We start from the raw sequence: 24,873 nt of genomic DNA on the forward strand, positions 1-24,873 counted from the left end.
AGCAGATAGTCTCGACAAGGAGAAACGCCAAGCGCTTCGAGGAGGAACATCGCCGTGACCGAAGCTGATCCCGAACGGTTCCGCGCGTTGATCAAGACGCGCCTTGCGGCTCTCGACGAGGAGGACCGGCTCGGCCGCGACGGGCAGAAGGCGGTCGAGCTCGACCAGCAGGCGGTCGGTCGGCTCAGCAGGCAGGATGCGTTGCAATCGCAGGCGATGGCAAAGGCGACGCAGGCCCGGCGCGATATCGCCAAGCGCGGCCTCAAGGATGCGCTTGCCCGGATCGACGAAGGCGAGTTCGGGTATTGCGAGGAGTGCGGCGAAGCGATTGCAGTCAAGCGGCTCGAGCTCGACCCGACCGCGCGGCGTTGCATCTCCTGCGCGCGCTAGCCGGCGATCTCGATCCGAGCCGCGGGCCCCGGCCCGAAGCGCGCCGAAAGCTGCGCGACCGAAAGGATCACCGGCCCGCCTGCGAGATCGGCAGCGCGTGCGGCGGCATCATAAGCCCAGCGCGGCGTCGCGGTCTCGGCCTCCCGGAGGATTTGCTGTCCGCGCGTGACCGTGACGCGGTAGGCCTCTCGCTCCTCACCGAGAGGCACTTCGGGCACCGACCAGTCGTCACCGTCGATGCGCGTGCGCCGGATCCAGCTGAGAGTGATCGCGTCACCGGTCTCTTCCGCGCGAAGATGCACCGGCGCGTAAGGGCGCAGACCGATCCCCTCGAACGCATGAACGACGTAAGTATAGGTTGGATCGTCGACGGGACGGGAGGCCGGGCCGACCCGCAAATGCATCTCCTGACGCCGCTGCGCCGACGTCATCGCGATCTGCTCGGGCGCGGAATCGAGCCGCACGATGTAGGAGCCTTCCGGCCAGAGATCCGGCATCACGCCGTCGCTGCCCGCCTGCCCGCGAAGCCGCGCGGAGAGAAGCCAGCGACCTGCGGACACCATCTGAACGTCGCGCGCCTGGAAAACTTCCCAGTTTCCCGGTGATCCGTCACCGATGGCAAAGGCGTTCGCGCCGGCGAAGAGCGCGGTATCCGAGACCGATTGCAAGGCTCCGGACCAGAGCCGTACCTGCAATGCGGGGCCGTGATCGAACCGACCCACGGGCGCGCGAAGTAGCGGGCTTTCGGTCATGCCCATGATCGCGCGGCGCGGGAAGACGCCGTTCACCCGGTAATCGGCATCGCTTGGGGCCGCGTAGATCGCGACGGGGCCCGGCCAGGGCGCGGCGTGCGCGGCGAAGTGCGGCGCGTGGGGCACCTCGTCGCCGGTCAGCAGGGGCAGGTCCATGAAGAGCGACGTCACAGGCGTCGCGGCCACGTAAGGGGACAGGGACGCAGGGCTATCCTCCATAGCGGGTGCGGCATAGATGTCGTTCTCGATCCGCACCGCTTCGACAAGCTGGCGATCAGTAATCTCCACCCGGTCGATGCGCGCGCGCACCGCGCCACCCGCGCCCGGTAGCGTCACCACGTCGCCTGCCCTCACCGAAAGCGCAGATGGCGGCAGCGCGAAGCTTAACGTGTCGCGGGCAAGCCGCGCCTCGGCGAGCCAACGCTCGACGATCTGCCGCCCTTCGGCGCGGGTGAGGCTCAGCGCGACCTCGCTCGCCGCGACAGCATGGGTGCGGTCATCCGGCAGAACCGCCTCTTCGGCAACGGTGTCGTGATCCCCCTCGGCTTCATGGAAGGAAAGACGCACGCGCCCCGACATCGCCGCCTCAGACGCGCGGGTTCGAGAGAGCTTGCCCTCGATCTCGTCGTGTTCAGCCAGCGCTTCGGGGTCGAGCGGCACCGCCCGGCGCCCCTCGCGCATGAGGAAGACGAGCGTGCCCTCGCGCTCGACCGCATCGAACCCGTAGGTCAGCATCAGAGGCTGGAGCGCTTGCCGCGCATCGCCCACATCGGGAATGACATAGCCCCGCACCATGCCGACGAGGTCGCTCACGTCGAATGCCGTCACGCCTGAGCGCGTGCAAATATCGGCCACGACGCATCCGAGCCGCTGCGAGGAAAGCCGCCCTGTGATCCAGTGTCCGCGCCGGTAGTTCGGCCCGTCCGACCAGACTTCGGAGAGCGAAGGGAACCACGGGAAGGGCCGAGCGTCCCAGGCCCAGACGAAGGCGTGATCCATATCGACCATCGGCCCCTCGTAGATGGCCGAGACAGGGTTGTGTCTTGGATCCGTCCAATGAAGGTGCATCGCGCGCAGATATTGCCGCTGGATATCCTCGTCGGGCGCACCGGACGATGCCCGCGGCAAGGCGCTTTCGGAGGATTTCGCGTCGAGGAACACGTTCGGCTGATTGGTGCCTTTGTCGACGGCCGGGCATCCGAGCTCAGTGAACCAGATCGGCTTCGATTGCGCGATCCATTCGGTGGGCTGGTCCTGCCGGATACCGCCGATGCGGTTGTGGTGGCTCTGGCCCCACCAATTCGCGAGATCCTTGTAGCGGAAGACCCAATCCTCGCCGTAGGCGGTGTCGCGGATCGGCGTGCGGCGCTGCGCGGCGATGGCTTCGGGACTGGAGTAATACCAGTCGAATCCTTCCCCGCCTTCGATATTGGCGTCGAGGTAGCTGAGGTGATGGACCCGGCCCGCGCCGGCATCGGCGTGCTCCACACCGTCCCGCCAATCGGAGAGCGGCATGTAATTGTCGATCCCGACGAAGTCGATCTCGGGCGCGGCCCAAAGCGGATCGAGATGGAAGTAGTGATCGCCTGAGCCGTCGTCGGGGCGATAGCCGAAATATTCCGACCAGTCGGCGGCATAGCCAAGCTTCACCTCCGGCCCGAGGATCGTTCGCACCTCGCCCGCGAGATCGCGCAGTGCTTCGACAAATGGAAAACCAGCGTTGTCGCGGATCTGCGTCAGCCCGCGCAGCTCCGAGCCGATACAGAAGGATTCGACCCCTCCGGCCGCTTTGCAGAGCGCGGCATAGTGCAGGATGAAGCGCGAAAAGCTCCACTCCGCTGGGCCGGAATAGCTGACGCTCTGCCCCGAGACGTGGAAATCGGCGGCGCGGGCGGTGCCAACGAACGCGGCGACCTCGGCCCGCGCGGCAAGTGTGCCGTCATGACTGCTGTCCTGACCCGGCGCGCGGTTCAAGGTGATCCGACCCCGCCACGGCAATGGCGGCTGCTCGTCGCGGCCGTAAGGATCGGCTTTGCCGTTCCCGACGAGCTGCTCCATCAGGATGAACGGGTAGAACATCACGCGCTTGCCGCTCTCGCGCATCCGCACGATCGCCTCGATCACGGAACGGTCGGCGGGCGTGCCGCCGTAGACCGGCTTTTCCTCTATGCGCGGCACCGGGACGGCGCTGGCGCGGTTCAGCCCCGACACGCTCCAGGCCATGCCGCCCGCGTCATGCTCTTTCTGTTCGACCTTGGGGCGCAGCTGACATTGCCCGCAGCGCAGATCGTCCCCGAACCAGCTCACCACCAATGAGACCGCGTCGCAATTGGGGGCCTGATCCTCGAGCGCGGTCAGCGATTGGACAATATCTGCGACCTCGGATGCCGTATTGACGTTGATCGCCGAGGATGAGCCGCCGCCCGATCCACCGTAATATTGCTTGCTCGTCGCGAGCGTGTATTCGCCCGATCCCGGCAGCAAGGCGACGCCGCGCAAAAGCTGCGGCATGTCATCGGCGGCAAGGTTCGGTTTCAGAACTTCGAACGACAATTGCGGGACACGGTTTCCGAAGTCCTCGAGCTTGAAGTCCTCGATCACGACATAGGCCGTGCCGCGATAGGCGGGCACCGCCCCAGTGCCTTCGATCGCTTCCATCTTGGGGTCGGGCATCTGATCCTGCGAGCCGGGATAGACCCGGATCTGCAGATCGTTCATCGATATCTCGACACCGTCCGCCCAGATCCGCGTGACGCCCGCGATCTCGCCTTCGCAAAGCGCCAGGGCAAGGTTCACCAAGTAGTGGTAGGTCGTGATCTCGGGCGTCGCGGGCGCACCCTTTCCCCCGTCCCCGCCCTCGGTCGTCGTGGTTTCCGTGAAATGGCTCGCCCAGATCACCTGTCCGCCGAGCCGCGCCCTGCCATAAAGCCGGGGGATCGCGCGACCCTCGCCGGAATTGGCAAGATGGAAGCGTTCGATCCGGCCGGTCTCTACGGTCTCGGCGCCCTTGCCCATCAGGCTCTGGTCGATAGCGCGCCCGAGCGCGGCGCCGGCAAACCGGCCCCATGCGACCATCGAGAGCCCGAGAAAGGATCCCCCGACGGAGCCGCCAAACGCGGCACCGGCAGCGGAGAGAAGGATCGTGGCCATCAGGAGATCTCCTCATCTGTGGTCGGGGAGGCGAAAGGAAAGACGAAGCGCGCGACGATGCGGCGCGACCACGGCCGCGTGAGCTGCGACTCGATCACGCCGTGCCCGGAATAGGCGTGGATGAAGCGTGGGGCGGAACCGGCTACGGAGAGAATGCCGAGATGCTTGGCAACCGCGCCCTCGCGCATCCGAAACAGCAGGATCTCGCCCGGCCGGAGCGCGGCATGGCCAGGGCGCGCGATCAGATGCCGCCGCGCCGCCTCCCAGAGGGCCTCCTGCCCCTGAGGTTCGGCCCAGTCGCGGCTGTAGGCCGGCGCGACTTCCGGCTCGGCTCCTGCGATCTCGCGCCAGACGCCGCGCACGAGACCGAGGCAGTCGCAGCCCGCGCCGGCCTGCGAGGCCTGGTGGCGATAGGGTGTGCCGATCCAGCCCCGCGCAGCCGCAACGATCCTGTCCGCGCCGCTCATCTCCGGCTGCCCCCCGAGGTATCGGATGCGTTGGCCGGGTGCACGATCAGCCAATCGTCGCCGGGGATATCCGGAAATCCCTGGTAATTTAGGAGGTTATCGAACTTGGTCTTGCAGGTCTCCATCCTCTTGTCGCACCCCGCCGTCACGCGCAGCGCGTCACCCGGCGCGATCTCGGCGCACAAAGGTTCCCAAAGCGAGATCTCACGGCCGGCCTCGGTGATCGCGTCGCGCTTGATCCAGCCGGAAAGCCCCGCGCCGCTGCCGGAAAGAACATCGAGCCGTCCGCGCGAGAACCAGCCCTCAGGCACGCCCGTTAGCTCAGGGAGCGAGAATTGCCGCGCCTCGACAACGGCCAGCGCGGTGCCATCCCAGAACAGCCCCGGCGCAGAGAGATCCACACCGCAGGTCCGGTCGCCGAGTACCGCCGTGCAGGGCCGCTGGAAGATGCGTCCGATCGGACGGTTGAGCAGGTCCGACAGGCCGCGAAGCTCCGCGCGGAACGCGCCTTTGCCGCGCTGGATCTCACCGATATGGCCGCGGAACAGGATCTGCCGCGCGGTCACGTCCTGCCAATTGACAAGCCAGGCCACGACCTCTGCGCCGTCATAGCGTCCCGCCTCGATATCCGCGTCCGAGATGGCGGCGCTCGACAGCGCGCCCATCGCCTCGGAATTGTCGACGGCGAGCCCCGTGCCCTGTTCGAGCGCCCGCGCGGTCAGCCCGCTTTCGGCGCGGAATGTCAGCCCGTCGAAGACCAGATCGAGGTCATGGTCGGTGAAACCGAGGCGCACTCCGTCCGTGCGGATCACTTCCCAGCAGCGCACGACGCTGGTGGAACCCGTTGACAGATGAGCGTGCAGGGCCTCCGCCTCAGCGCTCATATCCGGACCTCCACCACTGGCACGTCCGGCACCTCACCTGCCTGGAAACTCGCGACGCTGGTCACGATCCGCGAGGTGGCAAAGCGCACCGGCACGTCGAACTCGAACCCCGCTGTCACGGCGATACCGTCCACGGGCGGCTCGGCGAATGTGACGCGCCCCGTCGCCAGATGGATCTCGTAATCGGTGCCCTGAACCTGCTCAGTATCGTGCAGCCCGATCCGCACGCTGCCCGCGACAGGCTTCGCGATGGGGCGATGATACTCCACCCCGCCCGAGCGATAGGTCTTCACGAGGTGAAACAGCGTCGTCTCGCCATCACCGATGCCGATCACCTGGTCCTCGAAATGCACCTCGCGGGATGGGACGCAGGATTTTAAATCCGCCCAGTCCTTCCAGCGAAATCCGAACATCTCGCCGCGCCGGGCCTCGTAGAAGGCGACGAGCTCCGCGATATCGTCGAGCGATCTGAGGCCGACGCCCGCATCGTAGCGCCTGCGCGAATGCGCCCAGGGCGTGTTGCGCTCTTCGTGCCCGTTCGCGAGCGCGACGATCTCGGTGCGACGCTCCGGCCCGCCCATCGAGCCGAAGCTCAGCCGGGCGGGAAATCTGACATCGTGAAAATCCATGCCTGTCTCCTCAGCGGTTGCGGCCGCCCTGCCCGATCATCCGCGCCATGCGCGCGGCGATCTGGCTCTGGCTGCGTTCGAAGCCCTGCACATCGGGCGTCGTGATGTTCATGGTGATGTTGATGGCTTGCCCACCGCCGCCCGCCCTCACCCCGAGTTTGCCGTCGGGTCCGCGAGCGAGTGGCATGATCGCTTCTGGCCCGGCCTCACCCATGAGCCCGGTGCCGCCCCGCATCGGAAAGGTCGTGGGCCCGGTGACGATGCCGCCCGTGGCGAAAGGCATCACCCGGCCCTGCGCGAAGCCAGCGCCCTTTTCGAACGGGGAGTATTGACCGAAGACGGAATTCACGCCGGCAGACACCAGCCCGCCCAGATGGTCGGCGACCGGATCGATCGCTGCCTTGTAGGCGGTGTCGATCATCGCCTGCGCGACCTCGTTCAGCGCCTGTGTCAGGCTCATCCCGTCGAGGATCACGCCGTCGATGGCCGAGGACAGCCCCGTGGACAGCGCCTTCTGGAGCCGCCGCACGCCGCCGCCCGTCTCCGAGAACGTCTCGTGGATGCGCTTCATCTCGGCGTTGAAGCTCGCGGCCATGCCGGTCGCGCCCGAGAGCGCGGCATCGAGCGCGTCGATCTCGGCCTCGAGCTTTTCTGGATCTGTCATCTCTTGGCCCCTTCATCGTCGGGAAAGTTCGCCATCAATTCATCGAGCCGCGCGCGCGCCATCGGGCGCGGCCCCTGGCCCTCGCCCAGCATCAGCCGAAGCTCGGCCGGTGTGAGCGACCAGAACGCCTCGGGCGGCAGCCGCAGACCCTGGAAGCCCGCGCGCATGAGGCCCGGCCAGTCAAACCGCATCGGCGGCCTCCACCGGGCCAAACGCCTGTGCCAGAAGAAGCGCCGCCGCTTTGGCGGCTGCCACGGGCCCGCCCGCGATCTCGGCTTGCATCAGATCGCCCGCGCGTCCTTGCCAGCCCCCGCCACGGAGCCCCGCGACGATCAGCGCCAGCACGTCGCGCGAGGAAAAGCGCCCTGTCTCGAACCGCTCCACAAGCGCGACGAGCGTGTCTTCGCCAAGGCTCGCCTCGAGCTCCGCGAGTGCGCCCAGGGTCAGCCGCATCGCTCGCGGCGCCCCGTCGATCACGATCTCCACTTCACCGCGCCAGGGATTCGTCATGGATCAGCTCGCTTGCGCGACGAACGAGAGCGCACCCGCCGAAGCCATCGAGACCTCGTAGGTCGCCTCGCCGTCATGGGTGCCGGCATATTCAAGGCCGGTGACCTGGAACGGGCCGGTGACTGTCCCGAAATCGGGGATCACCACTTGGAATGCCGGCGTTTCGGAGCCGAAGAAAATCTGTCGCGCGCGCTCGTCGGTATCGGCATCGCGAAAGACACCCGAGCCCGAGATCGCCGCGCTGCGGACGCCCGCGCCTGCCAGAAGCTCGCGCCATCCCCCTTCGCTTTCGAGCGAGGTCACGTCCACCTGCTCGGCGTTGAAGGCGATCCGCGTCGCACGCAGGCCCGCCATTGTATGGAACTGCCCGTCCCCGGTCAGGTCGAGCTTGATGAGAAGGTCCTTGCCGTTCTGAGCGGTCATGTCGCTACACTCCGTTACTGGGATTGATCGTCGTCGACGCGGGCACGGAAGATCATCTCGATCCGCCGAAGCCCGCCGCTTCTGTGCCGCGCCTCGGCCCGGAGGAACCTGAGGCTGGTGAGGCGCCCCCGCGCGAGCGTCAGGTCCGCTCCTTCGAGCGCATCGGACAGCGCCACCGCGGCGCGTTTGGCCTGCCGAAACCCGCCCGCATCGGTCACGACGGTGACCGAGATGTCGTGCCAGGCTCCATCCGCGCTCGCATCCGAGGCCGCGCGCACTTTCTCGGGCCCGAGCGAGACGTAGAGGCTCGGGACCGGCCCCGCCGGCAGCGCATCGTAGATGTGGCTGCCAACCTCGGCGGTGAGCGCGGGATCAGCGGCAAGGCGCGTAAAGATCGCCGCCTGCAGCGCTTCTGATATGGCATAGCTCATGCGCTGGCTCTCTCTTCGGCAGTGCAGATCAGGTACCGCGCGGCAGGCCCCTCCTCCTGCACTGCAAGGATTTCGAAGCGGCGCGTGCCGCTCGCGAACCGATCCTGAACCCGCGGACGGGCGAGCGATCCGGCAGGAGCCGCGCGCACGATGATGCGGACGCCCGACCGCGTGAGCGCGCCGCCCTCACCCTGGACCTCGCGGCCGGCGCGGGGCGTCATCTCGCCCCAGAGCGTGCCGACCTCCTGCCACCCCTCCGACCGTCCACCGGCGCCGTCCGGCAGCTCGGTCTTGCGCTCGAGAACGAGCTTTCGATTGAGACGCGGGGCCGTCATGCGGAAAATCCCATTCGCATCGGGCGATAGCGGCTGAGAAGGCTGGTGACGCCAAAGGGCATGCATCCCGCCGCGAGTCCGGTGTCTTCACGGTGATCGTAGAAATGCGCGGCAAGCATCAGCACGGCTTGCGACAGGTCCGGCGGTAGGTCATCGAAGGCCTCTGCGAAGCCCGCGACGAAGCGCAGCTCGGCCGCACCACCTTCGGGTATGGCGGGCAGGCTTGTGGCGAGCGCACGAAGGTTCGGCGCCTGGGCATCGCGGACGAGCCGATATGCCGAGGGCGCAACCGGGCTGGCCGCCCCGAAGCGGTCGACCAGCGACACGCTCTCGACGGAGCGGACGGGCGCGATTGCGAAGGTCTGGGCATCGGGTCGCGTCCATCCCTGCACGATCTGCAGGAACTGACGCGCGATCAGCGCTTTCGCCGTGCGCCCCTCGATGGCGGCGATGGCTGCGCGCAAGAACGATCCGAGAACCGCATCCTGCAGATCGTCTTCGCCAAAGCCCGACCCCATTCGGAGGTGCTGTTTCAGCGAGTCGACGGGCAAGGCCGCCTCGGGCACGAGTGTCTCTTCGGTCAGCATCATCGGTCTTCTTCTCATTGGCGCGGGGAGCCGCGCTTTGGGGTCGGGCGGCGGCACGTCGCGCCGCCCGCACGTCTCTGGGTCAGCTCGCCGCGCAGCGCAGGAGTTTGATCGCCGCGAAGTCCGACACGTCGCCGCCGACGCGCTTGGTCGCGTAGAACAGGACATGCGGCTTGGCGCTGAACGGATCGCGCAGAACGCGCAGGTCCGGGCGCTCGGCGATCGTGTAACCTGCGCCGAAATCACCGAAAGCGATGGGCGTCGCATCCGCGCCGATATCGGGCATGTCCTCGGCGATCACGACGCGGTAGCCCAGCAGGCGCGCAGGCTCGGCGCTGGCGAACCCGTCCGACCAGAGGTGCCGTCCGTCCGCATCCTTGAGCTTTCGCAGCGCGCCTGCGGTCTTGGAGTTCATCACGAACGCCGCCTTCGCGCGGTAGTCCGCGCCAAGGGCGTAGACCAGCTCGATCAGCGCATCGCCGTCTCCGATATCGCCCGCAGTGCCGCTTGCGACATAGCCGAGGCTGCCCCAGGCCCATGTCTCGTTTTCAACCTGCGGATGGCCAAGAAAGCCCTTGGGCTTGTCCACGCCGTCGCCGGAGACGAAGGCCGCGGCCTCGGCACGGGAGAACTTGTCGGCGATCCGGCCTGCGAGCCAGGTCTCCACGTCGAAGGCCGCATCGTCGAGAAGCCGCTGTGACGCTTTCGGCATCGCGTTCAGTTCGAAAAGAGGGATGGAGATCCGCTCGATCGTCGGCGTGCCGGTCTCGCCGGTGGCGCTCGTCTCGTTTGCCCAGCCCGCGCCCGCATCGTTGCGGTCGATGAGCACGTCGAAGGAGGTCGCCTCCACATTCACGACATTGGCGACCGAGCGGATCGACCCCGCCCCCGCCAGCACCGAGGCGATCGTTTCGGAGGTCTGCGGATCGACGAGATAGCCGCCATCCGAATTGACCGCCGTCGACAGCGCCTTGCCTTCAAGCTCGAGTCCCCGGAGCGCATCGTCGTCGCCGCTGCGAAGATAGGCGGTGAACGCCTTCTGATGCGGGGCTCCGGTCTCGGTCGTGGCGGCCAGAGCCGGCCGTGCGGCGCGGATGGCGGATTTTCTGTCCAGCATGGTCAATCGCTCTTCCTGTGCGTCTAGTTTCTGGTGCAGTTCGGCCTGCATGGCCCTGATGTCCCCCACGAGGCCCGCCATCGCGGCCCCGACCCGGGCGACCGGAGACACATCTTCTCCGGCCCGAGAGGTCGTCTCGGTTGTCGTCATCACTCTGATCCCGTTCAGTGAAGCGCGCGTCAGCCGCCCGCCATGTCGCAACGAAGCCGCGTCAGCGTCTCCGCCAATTCGCGCCAATCCGCGGCGAGAGGATCATCCCCCTTGCCCTCGATCCGCGCACTGGGAAGCATCGGGAAGGTGACAAGCGACACCTCCCAGAGCTCCAGTTCGGTAAGGACCCGCTGGCCCTTGTCGTTCTTGGTGGCCCGGAGCGTGCGGTAGCCGATCGACAGCCCGTCGATCGCGCCCGCCCGCAGCAGCTCCGCCGCCTCCTCGGCGCGCGCCACACCGCGCAGAAGGCGGCCTTTCACGTGAAGTCCGATCCCGTCTTCCCGCACCTCGCTCCAGATCCCGATGGGCTGAGCGGGGTCGTGCTGCCAAAGCATTTTCACCGCCCGTCCTTCCCGCGCCATGCGCCCCAGCGAGGCGGCGTAGGCCCCTTTCGCGACGATATCGCCGCCCTGGTCGCAGGCCCCGAAGCGCGAGGCATAGCCCTCGATCTCGAGCCCGTCATCGACGGTCACGTTCGTCGAGAAGCGGCAGAGTTTGTGTTCCAGCTCGATCATCGGGCTTCCTTTCGTTCGGCGCATCACGGCACCAGGTTCATCAGGTCGACCGCGCCTTGCAGCAGGATCGCGGCCACGACGCCGTAGACGGCGAGCCAGAGCCGGCGCTCGATCCGCTCGATCAGGCTCTCGATCCGGTCAAGCCGCTGGGTCAGCGTGTCGACCTGCAGCTTCGAAAGCCGCTCGTGGGCCGCCAGTTTCAGTCCAGGCGCACATTCGAAGCTCTCGGGCGCGATCCGTCCTTCAATCATCCCCTGCCTCCGCAAGCGGCGGCAGGCCCAGTAGGCGACGCTTTTCGGCGGGCGACAGGAAATCCACCGCGGCCACGCGCTGCCATTGCTGGTCGCGCTCGGCAGCAAGCGCGGGCACCTGGTCGAGATCGGGTTTGAGCGCGAAGTCCTGCCCCGCGAATCCCGAAAGCCACGCCCCGAGGCTGGCCGCGACGCGGGTCGCAAGCGGCAGCACCGTCAGGCGATAGAACGCGCGGTGCGCCTCCTGGTAATTGGCGAACGTGGCCTCGCCGGGGATGCCCAGCAGCATTGGCGGCACTCCGAAGGCAACAGCGATCTCGCGCGCAGCCGCTTCTTTGGATTTGTGGAATTCCATATCGGACGGCGAAAAGCCCATTGGCTTCCAGTCGAGCCCGCCCTCGAGCAGCATCGGCCGTCCGGCATTGCGCGCGCCCATGTGATAGCTCTCCATTTCGGAGACGAGCCGATCATATTGCTCGGGGCTGAGCGTGCCCGCCCCGTCGCCACCGGAGAAGACGATGGCGCCCGAGGGCCGCGCGGCATTGTCGAGCAGCCCCTTCGACCAGCGCGAGGCGGCGTTGTGCACATCCATCGCTTGAGCCGCCGCCTGCATGGGCGAAAGTCCGTAATGATCGTCCTGCGGATGAAAGGATTTCAGATGACAGATCGGGCTTGCACCGGCGCCGACCGCGAACCGGTGGGTCTTGGCCCCGACCGTGTATTCATAGGCGACCGGCCAGCCATCGGCACCGGGCACGAGCCGCATCCGGTCAGAGCGCAGCACATGCAACTCGAACGGCAGCCCTTCTTCGTCCGCGACCGCCTCGACATAGGCATCCCCTGCGAGAAGCAGCTGGCCGAAGAGAGCCTCGAAGAGTTCCGCCCGCCCCTGCGCCGGGTTCGGACGGGCCAGGAGGGTGAGCGCGGGATGCGACTCGTACCGCATCTCGGCATCCTGCAAGACGAGGGGAATAGCGGCGGCCGCCTCGGCGATGAGTTTGACTGCGCGGAAGCCGATGGGATTGCCCGCAAAGCCGGTCTTGGTGAGCGAGACGGTGTCGCGCGGCGACCAGGCGATCCGGCCAGAAGTCGCATAGGCGACGACCGGTCCGGTGGCCGACGCCTTCGCCTCGATCGCGGGCGTCTCGTTTTTCCTGCGGAAGATGCTGACGACCATTTCGCCCGACCTCGTGTCCCGTTTCCATTCCTGCCGCTGCGAGCGGTGCTCTCTCGGCGTGGAAACAGATTGGTCGCCAAACGGTTAACGCGGATTGACGGTGCCGCGCGGTTCAGGGGAAACCGCGCAACACCGCCCTCTCTCAGTCAGTTAGAGGCATCGCAGAGCCGGCCGCGCGCGCCCGGTTTTCTGCAGGCAGAGCTCCGTCAGCGCCCAGACCAGCGCATCGACCCGGTCCGGTGAACCCTGCCCCGCATAGCCCGACAACGTCATGCGGCACATCTCGTCTTCCAGCAGATCGAGCCCCTTGAGATGCCGCACCCGACCCTGCTCATAGAGCGCCGCCACAGGTTCGGCCCTTGCGGATTTGCCCCGCGAGGCGTGAACCTTCCGGAGAGGAAGATCCGGATCGACGGAGCGCAGCACGGCCTCGACCATGTCGCCGCCCTGGTTCACCTCCGCCACCATGCGCTCCGCACCCCAACGCGTCATCGCCGCGATGGCGGCCTCGGCCCAGCCCGTCGGGCTGACGCCCTGGACGCTGGCATCCTCCAGCACAACCGCCCGCCCGTCGGCGGTGAGACCGGCTGCGACGATCCCGCAAGCATCCGAGGTCTTGGACCCCGTCGCGGGCGGATCGACAGCCACGACGACGCGCACCATCGCGGGCACCTCCTCCTGCCGTCCAGCCTCCAGCATTGCCGGATTCCAGAGCGCGCCAGGCACATCCTCCATCAGCACCCCGTCGAGTTCCTGCCTGCCAAGGCGCGTGCCCGCGTAGCGCGCGGACATCTCCTCGAGAAAGGAGGCGGCAAGGTTCGCCCGGTTCGCCTCCGTCGCGGCATGGGTGACGACCGTGGAGGGCCGCGCCAAAAGCACCTTCAACGTCGGCTGGTTGCGCGGGGTCGTGGTCACGCAGACCTGCGGCAGGTCGCCAAGGCGCAGGCCGAATTGCAGCATGTCCCAGACATCCTGCGCCTTCGCCCATTTTGCGAGCTCATCCGCCCAGGCTCCGTCGAATTGCGGCCCGCGCAGCGCCTCGGGCGATTGCGCCGAGAAGGCCATTGCCTCGGCCCCATTCGGCCAGACGAGGCAGGACCGCGAGGCTTGCCAGACGGGTCGCCGGTCGGGCGGGCAGCAGGCCATGATCCCGCTGTCACCGAAGACCATCACCTCGCGCACCTGATCGAAGGTCTCACCCAGAAGCGCGATGCGCCGGCAGCGCCCCGGATCTTTGGGCCGAGCGCCCTCGACCTGACCGCGCACCCACTCAGCCCCGGCGCGGGTCTTTCCCGCGCCGCGTCCGCCCAGAATGACCCAGGATCGCCAGCGACCCTCGGGCGGCAGCTGATACGGCAGCGCCCAGAGATCGAAGAGATACGGCAACGCGATCTCGGAGCCGGGATCGAGCCCCTCAAGTGCCGCCGCCCGCGCATCCGCATCTCGGCAGTTTCGCCAAGAGGCAGCGAACGGCCTCGCGGCTCTGGTCGAGATCGAGCCCCCAGGCCCCTGAAATTCCTGCTTTCTCGCGTTCGATCCTGACAAGTTCCGCCTCCGTTTCTCTAAGTGCCTTCAGCCAGTAGCGGGCCTCGTCCAGAAGCCGCTTGCCGTTCGTCTTGTCCTCCTTGGTCATCTCTCCGGCCCGGACCTTTTCCTTCAGGTCTCTGAGCGCCAGTCGCAGCTCGGCGAGCGTCTCCCGGAACTCTTCGCGTTCCTCCTCGAGCGCCGCGTCCCGCAGCGTCGGTTCGATCAGGCTCATGCGTGTCTCTGCCTCGTCTTGTTGCACGGTATCGCTCGGAGGCGGGTCACAAGGAGCGCCCCCGAGACTGGCAAAATTCACGAGAATCCTTCAGCACGCGGTAAGGCCGCCGCGCTTTACCGGCTGGCAACAGAGGTTGTCAGGGTGTCAACGGCCAGATCAGAGGGATCAGAAGCGACGAGACGATCGCCATGAGAGCGTTCATCGGGACACCGATCTTGATGAAATCCGTGAACTGGTAGCCGCCCGGACCATAAACCAGCGTATTCGTCTGATAGCCGATCGGGGTCGCGAACGCGCAGGAGGCCGCCACCATGACCGCCACGACCAGCGGGCGCGGGTCGATGCCGAGCGCCGAGGCCAGCGAGATCGCGATCGGCGTCATCACCACCGCGACCGCGTTGTTGGAGACAAGCTCGGTGAGGATGGACGTCAGCAGGAAGACCGCGAGTATGATCCACATCCCGCTCAGGTCCGACATCCATGGCGCGACCCAGCCCGCCACCATCTCGACAGCCCCGGTCTCATCGAGTGCGGCACCGACAGCCAGCATGGCGAAGATCAGAGCGAGGAGCTGTCCTTCGACGAAGGAGAACGCCTCGTCCGCATCGATACAGCGCGTCAGAAGCACGACGGCGACCGCGATCACTGCAAGCGCGAGGATCGGTGCGATGCCAAGCGCGGCAAGGATGACAATCCCGGCTAGCGCCGCGAGCGCGATCGGTGCATGGCCGCGCCGGAACGCCCGTGCTGAGGGCTGCGCAACATCGACGAGCGCCATCTCGTCAGCCAGCCGCTTGATGTCTTCAGGCGTCCCTTCGAGCAGAAGCGTGTCCCCGACCCGCACGACGAGATCGTCAAGCTGCCGCCCGATATTCTGGTTCCGCCGATGCACTGCCAGCGGATAGACCCCGAAGCGTCGACGAAGACGCAATGCCCCGAGGGAACGTCCGACCATCTTGCAGCCCGGCGTGATCAGAACCTCGACGGTGGTGGTCTCGACCGAGGACACCTGGTCCACCCGTTTCAGCGACTTGTTGCGCTGCAGGCTCAAAAGCTCGGTCATCTGGGTTCGCAGCACCACCCGGTCACCAAGCTGCAATTGCACGTCATCCAGGTTGCGCCGCAGCGACTGATCGCCCCGGATCACGTCGATGAGCCGCACGCCTTCGCGTTTGAAGAGCTGCACACTGAGCACATCCCGACCGATCAGGTTCGAATCCGGCGGGATCACGGCCTCGGTAAAGAATTTCATGCGGCTGCGATCCTGCAGCATCCCCGCCATACTCGACCGCTCTGGAAGCAGCACCGGCCCGAAGAAGTAGAGGAAGACCATCCCGACCACGACAAGGACTGTCGCGAGCGGCGTGATCTCGAAGATGGAGAACGGCTCGAGCCCGCGACTGCGCGCGACGCCATCGACAAGAAGGTTCGTGGATGTGCCGATCAGGGTCAGCGTGCCACCAAGGATCGCAGCATAGCTGAGCGGGATCAAAAGCCGCGACGGCGCCTGCCCCAGCGTGCGTGAGAGCTGCACGAAGATCGGCAGCATGACCACCACGACCGGCGTGTTGTTCATCACGGCCGAGGCGAGGACAACGACCGTCATGATCGCCAGAAACGCGACTTTCGGGCGTTTCTCCGCCTTGGCCTGCGCGAAGTTCGTGAAGGCTTCGAGCGCCCCCGTCCGCACGAGCGCCCCCATCACGACGAACATCGCCGCGATGGTCCAGGGCGCAGGGTTCGACAGCACTTCGAGCGCCGAGTCGTAAGGCAGCGCGCCCAACACCAGAAGAACCGCGACGCCGCCCAGCGCCACCACCTCCACCGGATAAAGCTCGGTCACGAAGAGCACGAACATGCCGGCAATCACGGCGAGCGTGATATAGGCCGCAACATCCTGGCTGAAGGTGAAAATTTCCATTGCGGCTCGCTGCTGGTTCGTGGGGGCGTCGGCGCATATTGCAGAGGCCCGCCAAGCGCCACAAGCGCTACCTCCGCCGCGGGCAGCTGCGCCTAGAAGGGCACGTCGTCGGCGGCGCAGACGAAACGGGAGACGACCTTCTTGGTGCCCGCCTTCTCGAAGGCCACTTCCAGTTTGTCCCCTTCAATGCCGGTGATCTCGCCGTAGCCGAATTTCTGATGAAAGACGCGCTCGCCCATGACGTAGGACGAGGTCGCATCTAGGTCGATCACCTGGTTCCGGCTTTCCCGCGGTTGGCTCAGGGGCCGTTCCTGCGAGCGCGATTGCAACCGCCTCCAGCCGGGGCTGTTATAAACGTCGGCACGGCTCGCGCGTTCGTGCAGATCGCTCTGCGCGTTCGCCATGCTCTCGGGCGAGGCGCTGGCCGCCATCCCCGCGGCGCCGTAGCCGCCCCCGTAAAGGCCCGGCGGCGTCAGCACCTCCACATGCGCTTCGGGCAGCTCATCGATGAAACGCGAGGGCATCTGGCTCTGCCATTGGCCAAAGACACGACGGTTGCCGGCGAAGGAGATCGTGCAAACCTCCTCGGCCCGCGTGATTCCGACATAGGCGAGCCGCCGCTCCTCCTCGAGCCCTTTCATCCCCGACTCGTCCATCGAGCGCTGCGACGGGAACAGACCATCTTCCCAGCCTGGAAGGAAGACGGCGGGAAATTCGAGGCCCTTCGCCGCGTGCAGCGTCATGATCGAGATTTTCGCGCCGCCATCATCGGACTCGTTATCCATCACGAGGCTGACATGCTCGAGAAATCCTTGCAGATTCTCGAAGCCTTCAAGCGCCTTGACGAGTTCCTTGAGGTTCTCGAGCCGCCCCGGCGCTTCGGGCGTCTTGTCGTTTTGCCACATGCCCGTGTAGCCCGATTCGTCGAGCACGATCTCGGCCAGTTCCATGTGGCTCAGATCCGCATCTCCGGTCATCCGGCTCCAGCGCGCCAGATCCTCGACCAGCACTTTCAGGGCCGCGCCACCCTTGCCCTTGATCGCGCCATCCTCGACCGCGAGGCGAGCCCCCTCGATGAGCGGCACGCCTTGGCTGCGCGCGATCTGCTGGATCGTCTGCTGCGCCTTGTCGCCGAGCCCGCGCTTGGGCGTGTTCACAATCCGCTCGAACGCGAGATCGTCCTCGGGGCTGGTGACGAGGCGGAAATAGGCCATCGCGTCGCGGATCTCCATCCGCTCGTAGAAGCGTGGCCCGCCGATGACGCGATAGGGCAGCCCGATCGTCAGGAAGCGGTCTTCGAAGGCGCGCATCTGGTGGGAGGCCCGCACGAGGATCGCCATATCGTCGAGGGAGAAGGCACGCATCCCGCGCGTGCCCTTCTGCATCGCCTCGACTTCCTCGCCGACCCAGCGCGCCTCTTCGTCGCCGTCCCAATGACCGATGAGGCGCACCTTCTCACCGTCCTCCGCCTCGGTCCAGAGCTCCTTACCGAGCCGTCCCTGGTTGCCCGCGATCACCCCCGAGGCGGCGGCCAGGATATGCGGCGTCGAGCGGTAATTCTGTTCGAGCCGGACCACATGCGCGCCCGGAAAGTCCTTCTCGAAGCGCAGGATGTTGCCGACCTCCGCGCCGCGCCAGCCATAGATCGACTGGTCGTCATCGCCGACGCAGCAGATGTTCTTGTGCCCCCCCGCCAGCAGCCTGAGCCAGAGATACTGCGCAACGTTCGTATCTTGGTATTCGTCCACGAGGATGTAACGGAACCAGCGTTGATACTGCGCGAGCACGTCCTCGTGGGTCTGGAAGATCGTGACCATGTGCAAAAGAAGATCGCCGAAATCGACAGCGTTCAACTCGCGCAGGCGCGCCTGGTATTCCGCGTAGAGCGCGGGGCCTTCGTGGTTGAACGCGCCCGCATCGCCCGCCGGCACCTTGTCCGGAGAGATCGCGCGGTTCTTCCATCCATCGATGATCCCGGCGAGTTGCCGGGCGGGCCAGCGCTTCTCGTCGATATTCCGCGCAAGGATGAGCTGTTTCATCAGCCGCACCTGGTCGTCGGTGTCGAGAATGGTGAAGTTCGACTTCAGATCCACCAGTTCCGCATGCCGGCGCAAAAGCTTCACGCAGATCGAATGGAAGGTGCCAAGCCACGGCATCCCTTCGATCGCCTGACCCAGCATACCGCCGACCCGGCTCTTCATTTCGCGCGCGGCCTTGTTCGTGAAGGTCACGGCGAGGATCTCGTTCGGGCGCGCGCGGCCGGTGTTCAGAAGATGCACGATCCGCGCCGTGAGCGCCCGCGTCTTGCCGGTGCCGGCGCCAGCCAGCATCAGAACGGGGCCGTCCAGCGTCTCCACGGCTTCGCGCTGCGCGGGGTTCAGCCCGTCGAGATAGGGCGCGCCGCGCGATTGCATGGCCCGTGCCGACAGCGAGGCCCCTTCGAAGGCATCCATTTCGTCAAAACTGCTCATGTGTGAGAAAATAGCGGACGACGCAGCGGAGATAAAGCGGCGTTCGCAAAATGTTCTTCACACCAATCCGCGACCCTTCCCTGCTTTGGGTTGGCCCAAATACCCGCGGGGGTCCGGGGGCAGCGCCCCCGGCTTTCGTTGAAGCTCGCAAGGCGGCTGGACAATCCTGCCCTCGCACCTTCTTATCTGGCCCATGTCGCTCGACGCCCGTTACCCCGCCATCTCCGACCTGCGTGACCGCGCGAAACGCCGGCTTCCGCGCTTTGTCTGGGATTATCTCGACAGCGCCACGGGGCGCGAAATAACCCAAGCCGCCAATCGCCGCGCGCTTGACGATATCCGGTTCCTGCCCTCGATCCTGCACGGCGAGATCGAGACCGATCTCTCCACCACCTTTCTCGGCGAAGACTGGAGCGCGCCGTTCGGCATCTCGCCCCTGGGTATGTCCGGACTGTTCTGGCCGCATGCGGAACGGCTCCTTGCCGCGCACGGGCACAAGGCGGGCATCCCCTATGGCCTGTCCAGCGTCGCGGCGACGACGCCCGAAGCTGTCGGCCCCGAGACGGGCGGGCGCGGATGGTACCAGCTTTACCCCCCGCGGGATCCCGAGATTCGCAAGGATCTCCTCGCCCGCGTGAAGGAGTCCGGCTTCTCGACGCTCGTTCTGACGGCCGACGTGCCTGTCGCCTCGCGCCGAGAACGCCAGCTCAAGGGCGGGCTGACGCAGCCGCCGCGGCTGACGCCACGCCTTCTGGCGCAAACCGCGCTGCGCCCGGCCTGGGCACTCGCGATGGCCCGCCGCGGCTCCTTGCCCCGGATGGAGACGCTCGACCGCTATACCAGCTCAAGCCAGAACCTCTCGTCGACCGCGCATGTGGGCTACCTTCTGCGGACCTCGCCAGGCTGGGACTATCTGAATTGGCTGCGTGAACATTGGCAGGGGCCGCTCATCGTGAAGGGCGTTCTGCGCCAAGAGGATGCAAGCCGGCTCGAAGCCGAAGGCGTCGATGCGATCTGGGTGTCGAATCACGCGGGCCGCCAGTTCGACGCCGCCCCGCCGACGATCGAGGTCTTGCCGGGCATTCGCGCCGCCACCAATTTGCCGCTGATCTTCGACAGCGGCATAGAGGGCGGGCTCGATATCCTGCGGGCCATCGCGCTCGGCGCGGATTTCGTCATGCTCGGCCGCGCATGGCATTATGCGCTTGCGGCTCTCGGCGCGGAGGGCCCTGCCCATCTTCATCACATCCTCACGGCGGACCTTGCCGCAAATCTGGGCCAACTGGGCGTTTCGCGCCCTCTGGACCTTCGCGGCGGCAGCTTACCTATCGCTACACGTTGAGGATGTTCCTCGACTTGCCTAACACATAGACAACACACTCTCGGACCGAGGACCTTTCATGCCCGATTTCCAGAAAATCCTCATCGCGAACCGCGGCGAGATCGCCATTCGGATCATGCGCGCCGCCAACGAGATGGGCAAACGCACCGTCGCGATCTTCGCCGAGGAGGACAAGCTGGGCCTGCACCGCTTCAAGGCCGACGAGGCCTATCGTATCGGTGAAGGGCTTGGACCCGTCCAAGCCTATCTCTCGATAGAAGAGATCATCCGCGTCGCGAAGGAATCGGGCGCGGACGCTATTCACCCAGGTTACGGGCTCCTGTCCGAGAACCCCGATTTCGTCGACGCCTGCGACGAGGCGGGCATCACCTTCATCGGACCGCGCGCGGAGACGATGCGAGCGCTCGGCGACAAGGCCTCCGCGCGCCGCGTCGCGATCGAGGCGGGCGTTCCGGTGATCCCCGCCTCGGACGTGCTCGACGACGACATGAAGAAAACCCGCGCTCAGGCCGACGAGATCGGCTATCCGCTGATGCTCAAGGCGTCCTGGGGCGGCGGCGGGCGCGGGATGCGTCCGATCCTCTCGGCCGACGAGCTCGAGGACAAGGTCAAGGAAGGCCGCCGCGAGGCCGAAGCCGCCTTCGGCAATGGCGAGGGATATCTCGAGAAGATGATCACCCGCGCCCGCCACGTCGAGGTACAGATCCTCGGCGACAAGGAAGGCAACATCTACCACCTTTTCGAGCGGGATTGCTCGGTCCAGCGCCGCAACCAGAAGGTCGTCGAACGCGCGCCCGCTCCGTATCTCTCGGACGCGCAACGCGAAGAGCTCTGCGAGCTTGGCCGCAAGATCTGCGCCCATGTGAATTACGAATGCGCCGGCACCGTCGAGTTCCTGATGGATATGGAAACCGGCAATTTCTACTTCATCGAGGTGAACCCGCGCGTTCAGGTGGAGCACACGGTGACCGAGGAAGTCACCGGCATCGACATCGTGCAGGCGCAGATCATGATCGCCGAGGGCAAGAGCCTCTCCGAAGCGACCGGCAAGGCCAGTCAGTATGACATCTCCCTGAACGGTCACGCATTGCAGACGCGGATCACGACCGAGGATCCGACGAACAACTTCATCCCCGATTACGGCCGCATCTCCGCCTATCGCTCGGCCACGGGCATGGGCATCCGTCTCGATGGCGGCACCGCCTACGCGGGCGGGGTCATCACCCGCTATTACGACTCGCTTCTCGTGAAGGTCACGGCCTGGGCTCCGACCCCCGAGAAGGCGATCAAACGGATGGACCGGGCGCTGCGCGAGTTCCGCATCCGGGGCGTCAGCACGAATATCGACTTCGTGCAGAACCTGCTCAAGCATCCGACCTTCCTGAACAACCGCTACACGACCAAGTTCATCGACGAGACGCCGGACCTCTTCGATTTCAAACCGCGCAAGGACCGTGGCACGAAGGTGCTGACCTACATCGCGGACATCACGGTGAACGGGCACCCCGAGACCGAAGGCCGTGTGCGACCGGCCGCCGACCTCAAGCCCGCCAAACCGCCGAAGCCACGCCTCGAGACGCCTCCGCCCGGCACGCGCAACCTGCTCGACGAGAAGGGCCCGCAAGCCGTCGCCGACTGGATGGCCGAGCAGAAACAGCTTCTGATCACCGACACGACGATGCGCGACGGGCACCAGTCGCTGCTGGCGACGCGGATGCGCTCTCTCGACATGATCAAGGTGGCACCCTCCTATGCCGCCAACCTGCCGCAGCTCTTCTCGGTCGAATGCTGGGGCGGCGCGACCTTCGACGTCGCCTACCGGTTCCTGCAGGAATGCCCGTGGCAGCGCCTGCGCGACATTCGCGCAAAGATGCCGAACCTGATGACGCAGATGCTGCTGCGTGCCTCGAACGGCGTGGGCTACACCAATTATCCCGACAACGTGGTTGAGTTCTTCGTCAAACAGGCCGCGACATCGGGCGTCGATGTCTTCCGCGTCTTCGACAGCCTGAACTGGGTTGAGAACATGCGTGTCGCGATGGATGCGGTGATCGAGTCCGGGAAGGTCTGCGAAGGCACGATCTGCTATACCGGGGACATCAACGATCCCGACCGCGCGAAATACGATCTCAAGTATTACGTTGCGATGGGCAAGGAACTGAGGGACGCGGGCGCGCATGTCCTCGGCCTCAAGGACATGGCCGGCCTTCTGAAACCCGCCGCAGCCGGGCCGCTCATCACCGCCCTCAAGGAAGAGGTCGGCTTGCCGATCCATTTCCACACCCACGACACCTCCGGCGCGGCGATAGCGACGGTCATGGCCGCGGCCAACGCAGGCGTTGACGCGGTCGATGCGGCAATGGACGCACTGTCCGGCAATACCTCGCAGCCGACGCTCGGCTCCATCGTCGAGGCCACGCGCTTCACAGATCGTGAAACCGGCCTCGATATCGATGCGATCCGCGAGATCTCGAACTACTGGGAAGGGGTGCGCGGCCAGTACGCCGCCTTCGAAACCGGCCAGCAGGCCCCGGCCTCCGAGGTCTACCTGCACGAGATGCCCGGCGGGCAGTTCACCAACCTCAAGGCGCAGGCGCGCTCGATGGGTCTGGAAGAACGTTGGCACGAGGTCGCAAAGACCTATGCCGACGTGAACCAGATGTTCGGCGATATCGTGAAGGTGACGCCCTCCTCGAAAGTCGTTGGCGACATGGCCCTGATGATGGTCAGCCAGGGCCTCAGCCGTGCCGATGTCGAGGATCCGAAGAAGGATATCTCCTTCCCCGACTCGGTGATCGACATGATGAAGGGCAATCTCGGCCAGCCTCCGGGCGGCTTCCCGGACAAGATCCAGAAAAAGGTTCTGAAGGGCGAGAAGCCGCTGAAGGATCGTCCTGGCAAGCATCTCAAGCCGGTGGACCTCCAGAAAAAGCGCGAAGAGCTCGCCGAGAAGTTCGAGGATGTCGAATTCGACGACGAGGATCTCGGCGGCTACCTGATGTATCCCAAGGTCTTCACCGACTATATCGCCCGTCACGAGACCTACGGCCCCGTCCGCACGCTGCCGACTCGCACCTTCTTCTACGGTATGGAGCCGGGCGAGGAGATCACGGCGGAAATCGATCCCGGCAAGACGCTCGAGATCCGGCTCATCACCGTCGGAGAGACGCAGGAAAACGGCGAGGCCCGCGTCTTCTTCGAATTGAATGGCCAGCCCCGCTCCGTTCGCGTGACCGACCGCAAGGCCACCGGCGGCAAGGCAGCCGCGCCCAAGGCGGAAATGGGCAATCCAAAGCATGTCGGCGCTCCGATGCCGGGCGTTGTGGCCTCGGTCGCGGTCGAGGCGGGCAAGGAGGTCAAGAAAGGCGATCTGCTCCTCACCATCGAGGCAATGAAGATGGAAACGGGCCTCCACGCCGAGCAGGACGGCAAGATCAAGGCCGTCAACGCGACCCCCGGCGCCCAGATCGACGCCAAGGATCTCTTGGTCGAGTACGAGTGATGCAGGACCATCTCGAAGGCGGAGACACGTAGATGTCACAACTCAAACTCTCGGCCGCCGACCTCGTGGCGGAGGCACGCAGCCAGGTCGCAGAGGTCTCCACGGACGAGGCGCTGACGATGTTCTCCGAACCGGACGTGGTCGTCGTCGATATCCGCGATGTGCGCGAGCGGACGAAGACGGGCTACATTCCCGGCTCGGTTCACGCACCGCGCGGCATGCTCGAATTCTGGATCGACCCGGACAGCCCCTATTACCGCGAGGTCTTCGGGCAGGAAGACAAGCGCTATGTTCTGCATTGCGCCTCGGGATGGCGCTCGGCGCTTGCCGCGTTCCAATTGCAGAAGATGGGCTTCGAAGCGGCGCATCTGCGCGACGGGTTCAATGACTGGGTCGCCAAGGGCGGCGCGGTTGAAAAGGACGAGGCCAAGTCATGAGCGTCGCGATCTCGGCAACCTATGCGGCTCTTCTGACCCTCATTTTCATCGTCCTTTCCGTTCGCGTGATCCAACGGCGGGGCGAAACGAAGACATCGCTTGGCGCAGGAGACGACGTCGCGCTGGAGCGGCGGATACGCGCGCATGGCAACTTCGCCGAATTCGCGCCGCTCGGGATCGTCCTGCTGCTCCTGACCGAACTCATGGGCGCCCCGGCCATCGCGGTGCACGCGGCGGGCCTGACGCTGCTCATCGGGCGTGGCATGCATGCGTTGGCCTTGTCGCGTGTGACGCCCTCGATGCCGCTCCGCGCGGGCGGCATGGTGCTGACATTCGCGATGCTCGGCCTCACGGCGCTCGGGCTGCTGACCCACGCAATCTGGTGATCGCGGTCTTCGGGCGCGAAAATCCGTAGGGTCGGCGACATTTTCCCCTTGCAGCGCGCGCGGCGATTTTCTACATCCCCGCTAATCGATTGGTAAGCGGGCGTAGCTCAGGGGTAGAGCATTACCTTGCCAAGGTAAGGGTCGGGCGTTCGAATCGCCTCGCCCGCTCCAAATCGAGCCAGACGATGGATTTGCGGGCGTAGCTCAGGGGTAGAGCATTACCTTGCCAAGGTAAGGGTCGGGCGTTCGAATCGCCTCGCCCGCTCCATCGGTCTCTTTTTCCGGCAGAGAACCAGGCGCCATTGACCGCCGCCCCTCAGAACGCCTTGAAGGTCAGCGTCGTCAGCGATCGCTCGATCCCCGGGATCACCAGCAGATGCTCGTTGATGAATTTCCCGATATCCTGATCCTCCGGCACGTACATTTTCAAAAGAAGATCGTATTCTCCCGACGTCGAATAGAGCTCCGAATGGATCTCCCTGAGGGCGATCTCCTCGGCGACCTGATAGGTCTTGCCGGGCGTGCAGCGGATCTGGATGAAGACGCAGGCGCTCATGAGG

The 24,873-nt window shown here is 65.8% G+C and carries 25 protein-coding genes and 2 tRNA genes; 7 read left to right on the plus strand and 20 right to left on the minus strand.

All coding sequences use genetic code 11. The annotated features are described in order from the left end of the window. Positions 1-54 precede the first annotated feature (54 nt). On the plus strand, positions 55-390 hold the full coding sequence (locus tag BM171_RS03425) for a TraR/DksA family transcriptional regulator (RefSeq protein ID WP_093009427.1): 336 nt from the start codon (positions 55-57) through the stop codon (positions 388-390). On the opposite strand, the gene BM171_RS03430 is transcribed toward BM171_RS03425, so the two are convergent. From BM171_RS03430 to BM171_RS03515, 19 genes are all read right to left on the minus strand, one after another. Next, entirely contained in the window at positions 387-4,292 is a 3,906-nt protein-coding gene (locus BM171_RS03430; RefSeq protein ID WP_093009428.1) for a baseplate multidomain protein megatron, read from the minus strand. The two genes, BM171_RS03425 and BM171_RS03430, sit on opposite strands and share 4 nt — an antisense overlap. Next, positions 4,292-4,759 (minus strand): NlpC/P60 family protein, encoded by a 468-nt coding sequence (locus BM171_RS03435; protein WP_093009429.1) that lies wholly within the window; start codon positions 4,757-4,759, stop codon positions 4,292-4,294. Before BM171_RS03435 ends, BM171_RS03430 begins: the two co-directional genes overlap by 1 nt. After that, entirely contained in the window at positions 4,756-5,643 is an 888-nt protein-coding gene (locus BM171_RS03440; protein WP_093009430.1) for a DUF2163 domain-containing protein, read from the minus strand. Before BM171_RS03440 ends, BM171_RS03435 begins: the two co-directional genes overlap by 4 nt. Further along, the gene (locus BM171_RS03445; protein WP_093009431.1) at positions 5,640-6,272 is read right to left on the minus strand and encodes a DUF2460 domain-containing protein; all 633 of its coding nucleotides are present in this window, start codon (positions 6,270-6,272) and stop codon (positions 5,640-5,642) included. Before BM171_RS03445 ends, BM171_RS03440 begins: the two co-directional genes overlap by 4 nt. A gap of 10 nt (positions 6,273-6,282) precedes the next feature. Next, positions 6,283-6,936 carry a phage tail tape measure protein gene (locus BM171_RS03450; protein ID WP_093009432.1) on the minus strand — a complete coding sequence of 218 codons (654 nt, stop codon included), beginning with the start codon at positions 6,934-6,936 and terminating at the stop codon, positions 6,283-6,285. Beyond that, positions 6,933-7,127: a rcc01693 family protein gene (locus BM171_RS03455; RefSeq protein WP_093009433.1), complete on the minus strand. Its 195-nt coding sequence runs from the start codon at positions 7,125-7,127 to the stop codon at positions 6,933-6,935. Before BM171_RS03455 ends, BM171_RS03450 begins: the two co-directional genes overlap by 4 nt. Continuing rightward, positions 7,117-7,446, minus strand: a complete 330-nt coding sequence (locus tag BM171_RS03460) for a gene transfer agent family protein (protein WP_093009434.1) — start codon at positions 7,444-7,446, stop codon at positions 7,117-7,119. The genes BM171_RS03455 and BM171_RS03460 overlap by 11 nt, the downstream gene beginning before the upstream one ends. Positions 7,447-7,449: 3 nt before the next feature. Then, positions 7,450-7,869, minus strand: a complete 420-nt coding sequence (locus tag BM171_RS03465; protein WP_093009435.1) for a phage major tail protein, TP901-1 family — start codon at positions 7,867-7,869, stop codon at positions 7,450-7,452. 14 nt (positions 7,870-7,883) lie between these two features. Continuing rightward, entirely contained in the window at positions 7,884-8,300 is a 417-nt protein-coding gene (locus BM171_RS03470) for a DUF3168 domain-containing protein (RefSeq protein WP_093009436.1), read from the minus strand. After that, entirely contained in the window at positions 8,297-8,635 is a 339-nt protein-coding gene (locus BM171_RS03475; RefSeq protein ID WP_093009437.1) for a head-tail adaptor protein, read from the minus strand. The genes BM171_RS03470 and BM171_RS03475 overlap by 4 nt, the downstream gene beginning before the upstream one ends. Next, positions 8,632-9,225, minus strand: a complete 594-nt coding sequence (locus BM171_RS03480; protein ID WP_093009438.1) for a head-tail connector protein — start codon at positions 9,223-9,225, stop codon at positions 8,632-8,634. Before BM171_RS03480 ends, BM171_RS03475 begins: the two co-directional genes overlap by 4 nt. Positions 9,226-9,304: 79 nt before the next feature. Then, positions 9,305-10,489: a phage major capsid protein gene (locus BM171_RS03485; RefSeq protein ID WP_093009439.1), complete on the minus strand. Its 1,185-nt coding sequence runs from the start codon at positions 10,487-10,489 to the stop codon at positions 9,305-9,307. Between the two features lie 29 nt (positions 10,490-10,518). Continuing rightward, the gene (locus tag BM171_RS03490; RefSeq protein WP_093009440.1) at positions 10,519-11,064 is read right to left on the minus strand and encodes an HK97 family phage prohead protease; all 546 of its coding nucleotides are present in this window, start codon (positions 11,062-11,064) and stop codon (positions 10,519-10,521) included. A 23-nt stretch (positions 11,065-11,087) separates the two neighbouring features. Beyond that, positions 11,088-11,315, minus strand: coding sequence for a GTA head formation protein, RCAP_rcc01685 family (locus BM171_RS03495; protein ID WP_093009441.1), 228 nt, complete (start codon positions 11,313-11,315; stop codon positions 11,088-11,090). Further along, positions 11,308-12,492, minus strand: coding sequence for a phage portal protein (locus BM171_RS03500; RefSeq protein ID WP_093009442.1), 1,185 nt, complete (start codon positions 12,490-12,492; stop codon positions 11,308-11,310). Before BM171_RS03500 ends, BM171_RS03495 begins: the two co-directional genes overlap by 8 nt. A gap of 150 nt (positions 12,493-12,642) precedes the next feature. Next, a complete protein-coding gene (locus BM171_RS03505) occupies positions 12,643-13,884 on the minus strand; it encodes a DNA-packaging protein (RefSeq protein WP_093009719.1) in 1,242 nt (413 codons plus the stop codon). A 22-nt stretch (positions 13,885-13,906) separates the two neighbouring features. Then, a complete protein-coding gene (locus tag BM171_RS18675; protein WP_139218665.1) occupies positions 13,907-14,251 on the minus strand; it encodes a hypothetical protein in 345 nt (114 codons plus the stop codon). Positions 14,252-14,390: 139 nt separating this feature from the next. Beyond that, on the minus strand, positions 14,391-16,175 hold the full coding sequence (locus BM171_RS03510; RefSeq protein ID WP_093009443.1) for an SLC13 family permease: 1,785 nt from the start codon (positions 16,173-16,175) through the stop codon (positions 14,391-14,393). A 92-nt stretch (positions 16,176-16,267) separates the two neighbouring features. Beyond that, positions 16,268-18,646, minus strand: coding sequence for an ATP-dependent helicase (locus BM171_RS03515; protein WP_093009444.1), 2,379 nt, complete (start codon positions 18,644-18,646; stop codon positions 16,268-16,270). Between the two features lie 193 nt (positions 18,647-18,839). On the opposite strand from BM171_RS03515, the gene BM171_RS03520 reads away from it, so the two are divergent. From BM171_RS03520 to BM171_RS03545, 6 genes are all read left to right on the plus strand, one after another. Beyond that, positions 18,840-19,988, plus strand: a complete 1,149-nt coding sequence (locus BM171_RS03520) for an alpha-hydroxy acid oxidase (RefSeq protein WP_175497481.1) — start codon at positions 18,840-18,842, stop codon at positions 19,986-19,988. Positions 19,989-20,046: 58 nt separating this feature from the next. Then, the gene (locus tag BM171_RS03525; RefSeq protein WP_093009446.1) at positions 20,047-23,490 is read left to right on the plus strand and encodes a pyruvate carboxylase; all 3,444 of its coding nucleotides are present in this window, start codon (positions 20,047-20,049) and stop codon (positions 23,488-23,490) included. Positions 23,491-23,522: 32 nt separating this feature from the next. Then, the gene (locus tag BM171_RS03530) at positions 23,523-23,927 is read left to right on the plus strand and encodes a rhodanese-like domain-containing protein (RefSeq protein WP_093009447.1); all 405 of its coding nucleotides are present in this window, start codon (positions 23,523-23,525) and stop codon (positions 23,925-23,927) included. Then, positions 23,924-24,313: an MAPEG family protein gene (locus BM171_RS03535; protein ID WP_093009448.1), complete on the plus strand. Its 390-nt coding sequence runs from the start codon at positions 23,924-23,926 to the stop codon at positions 24,311-24,313. The genes BM171_RS03530 and BM171_RS03535 overlap by 4 nt, the downstream gene beginning before the upstream one ends. A gap of 96 nt (positions 24,314-24,409) precedes the next feature. Next, positions 24,410-24,484: transfer RNA gene (locus BM171_RS03540), tRNA-Gly, on the plus strand. Positions 24,485-24,506: 22 nt separating this feature from the next. Beyond that, positions 24,507-24,581, plus strand: a tRNA-Gly gene (locus tag BM171_RS03545). Positions 24,582-24,629: 48 nt separating this feature from the next. Here BM171_RS03545 and BM171_RS03550 read toward each other — a convergent pair. After that, the gene (locus tag BM171_RS03550) at positions 24,630-24,869 is read right to left on the minus strand and encodes an Lrp/AsnC ligand binding domain-containing protein (protein WP_093009449.1); all 240 of its coding nucleotides are present in this window, start codon (positions 24,867-24,869) and stop codon (positions 24,630-24,632) included. Between the last annotated feature and the right edge of the window lie 4 nt (positions 24,870-24,873).

It is taken from the genome of Roseivivax halotolerans (assembly GCF_900115815.1).
Classification (GTDB): domain Bacteria; phylum Pseudomonadota; class Alphaproteobacteria; order Rhodobacterales; family Rhodobacteraceae; genus Roseivivax; species Roseivivax halotolerans.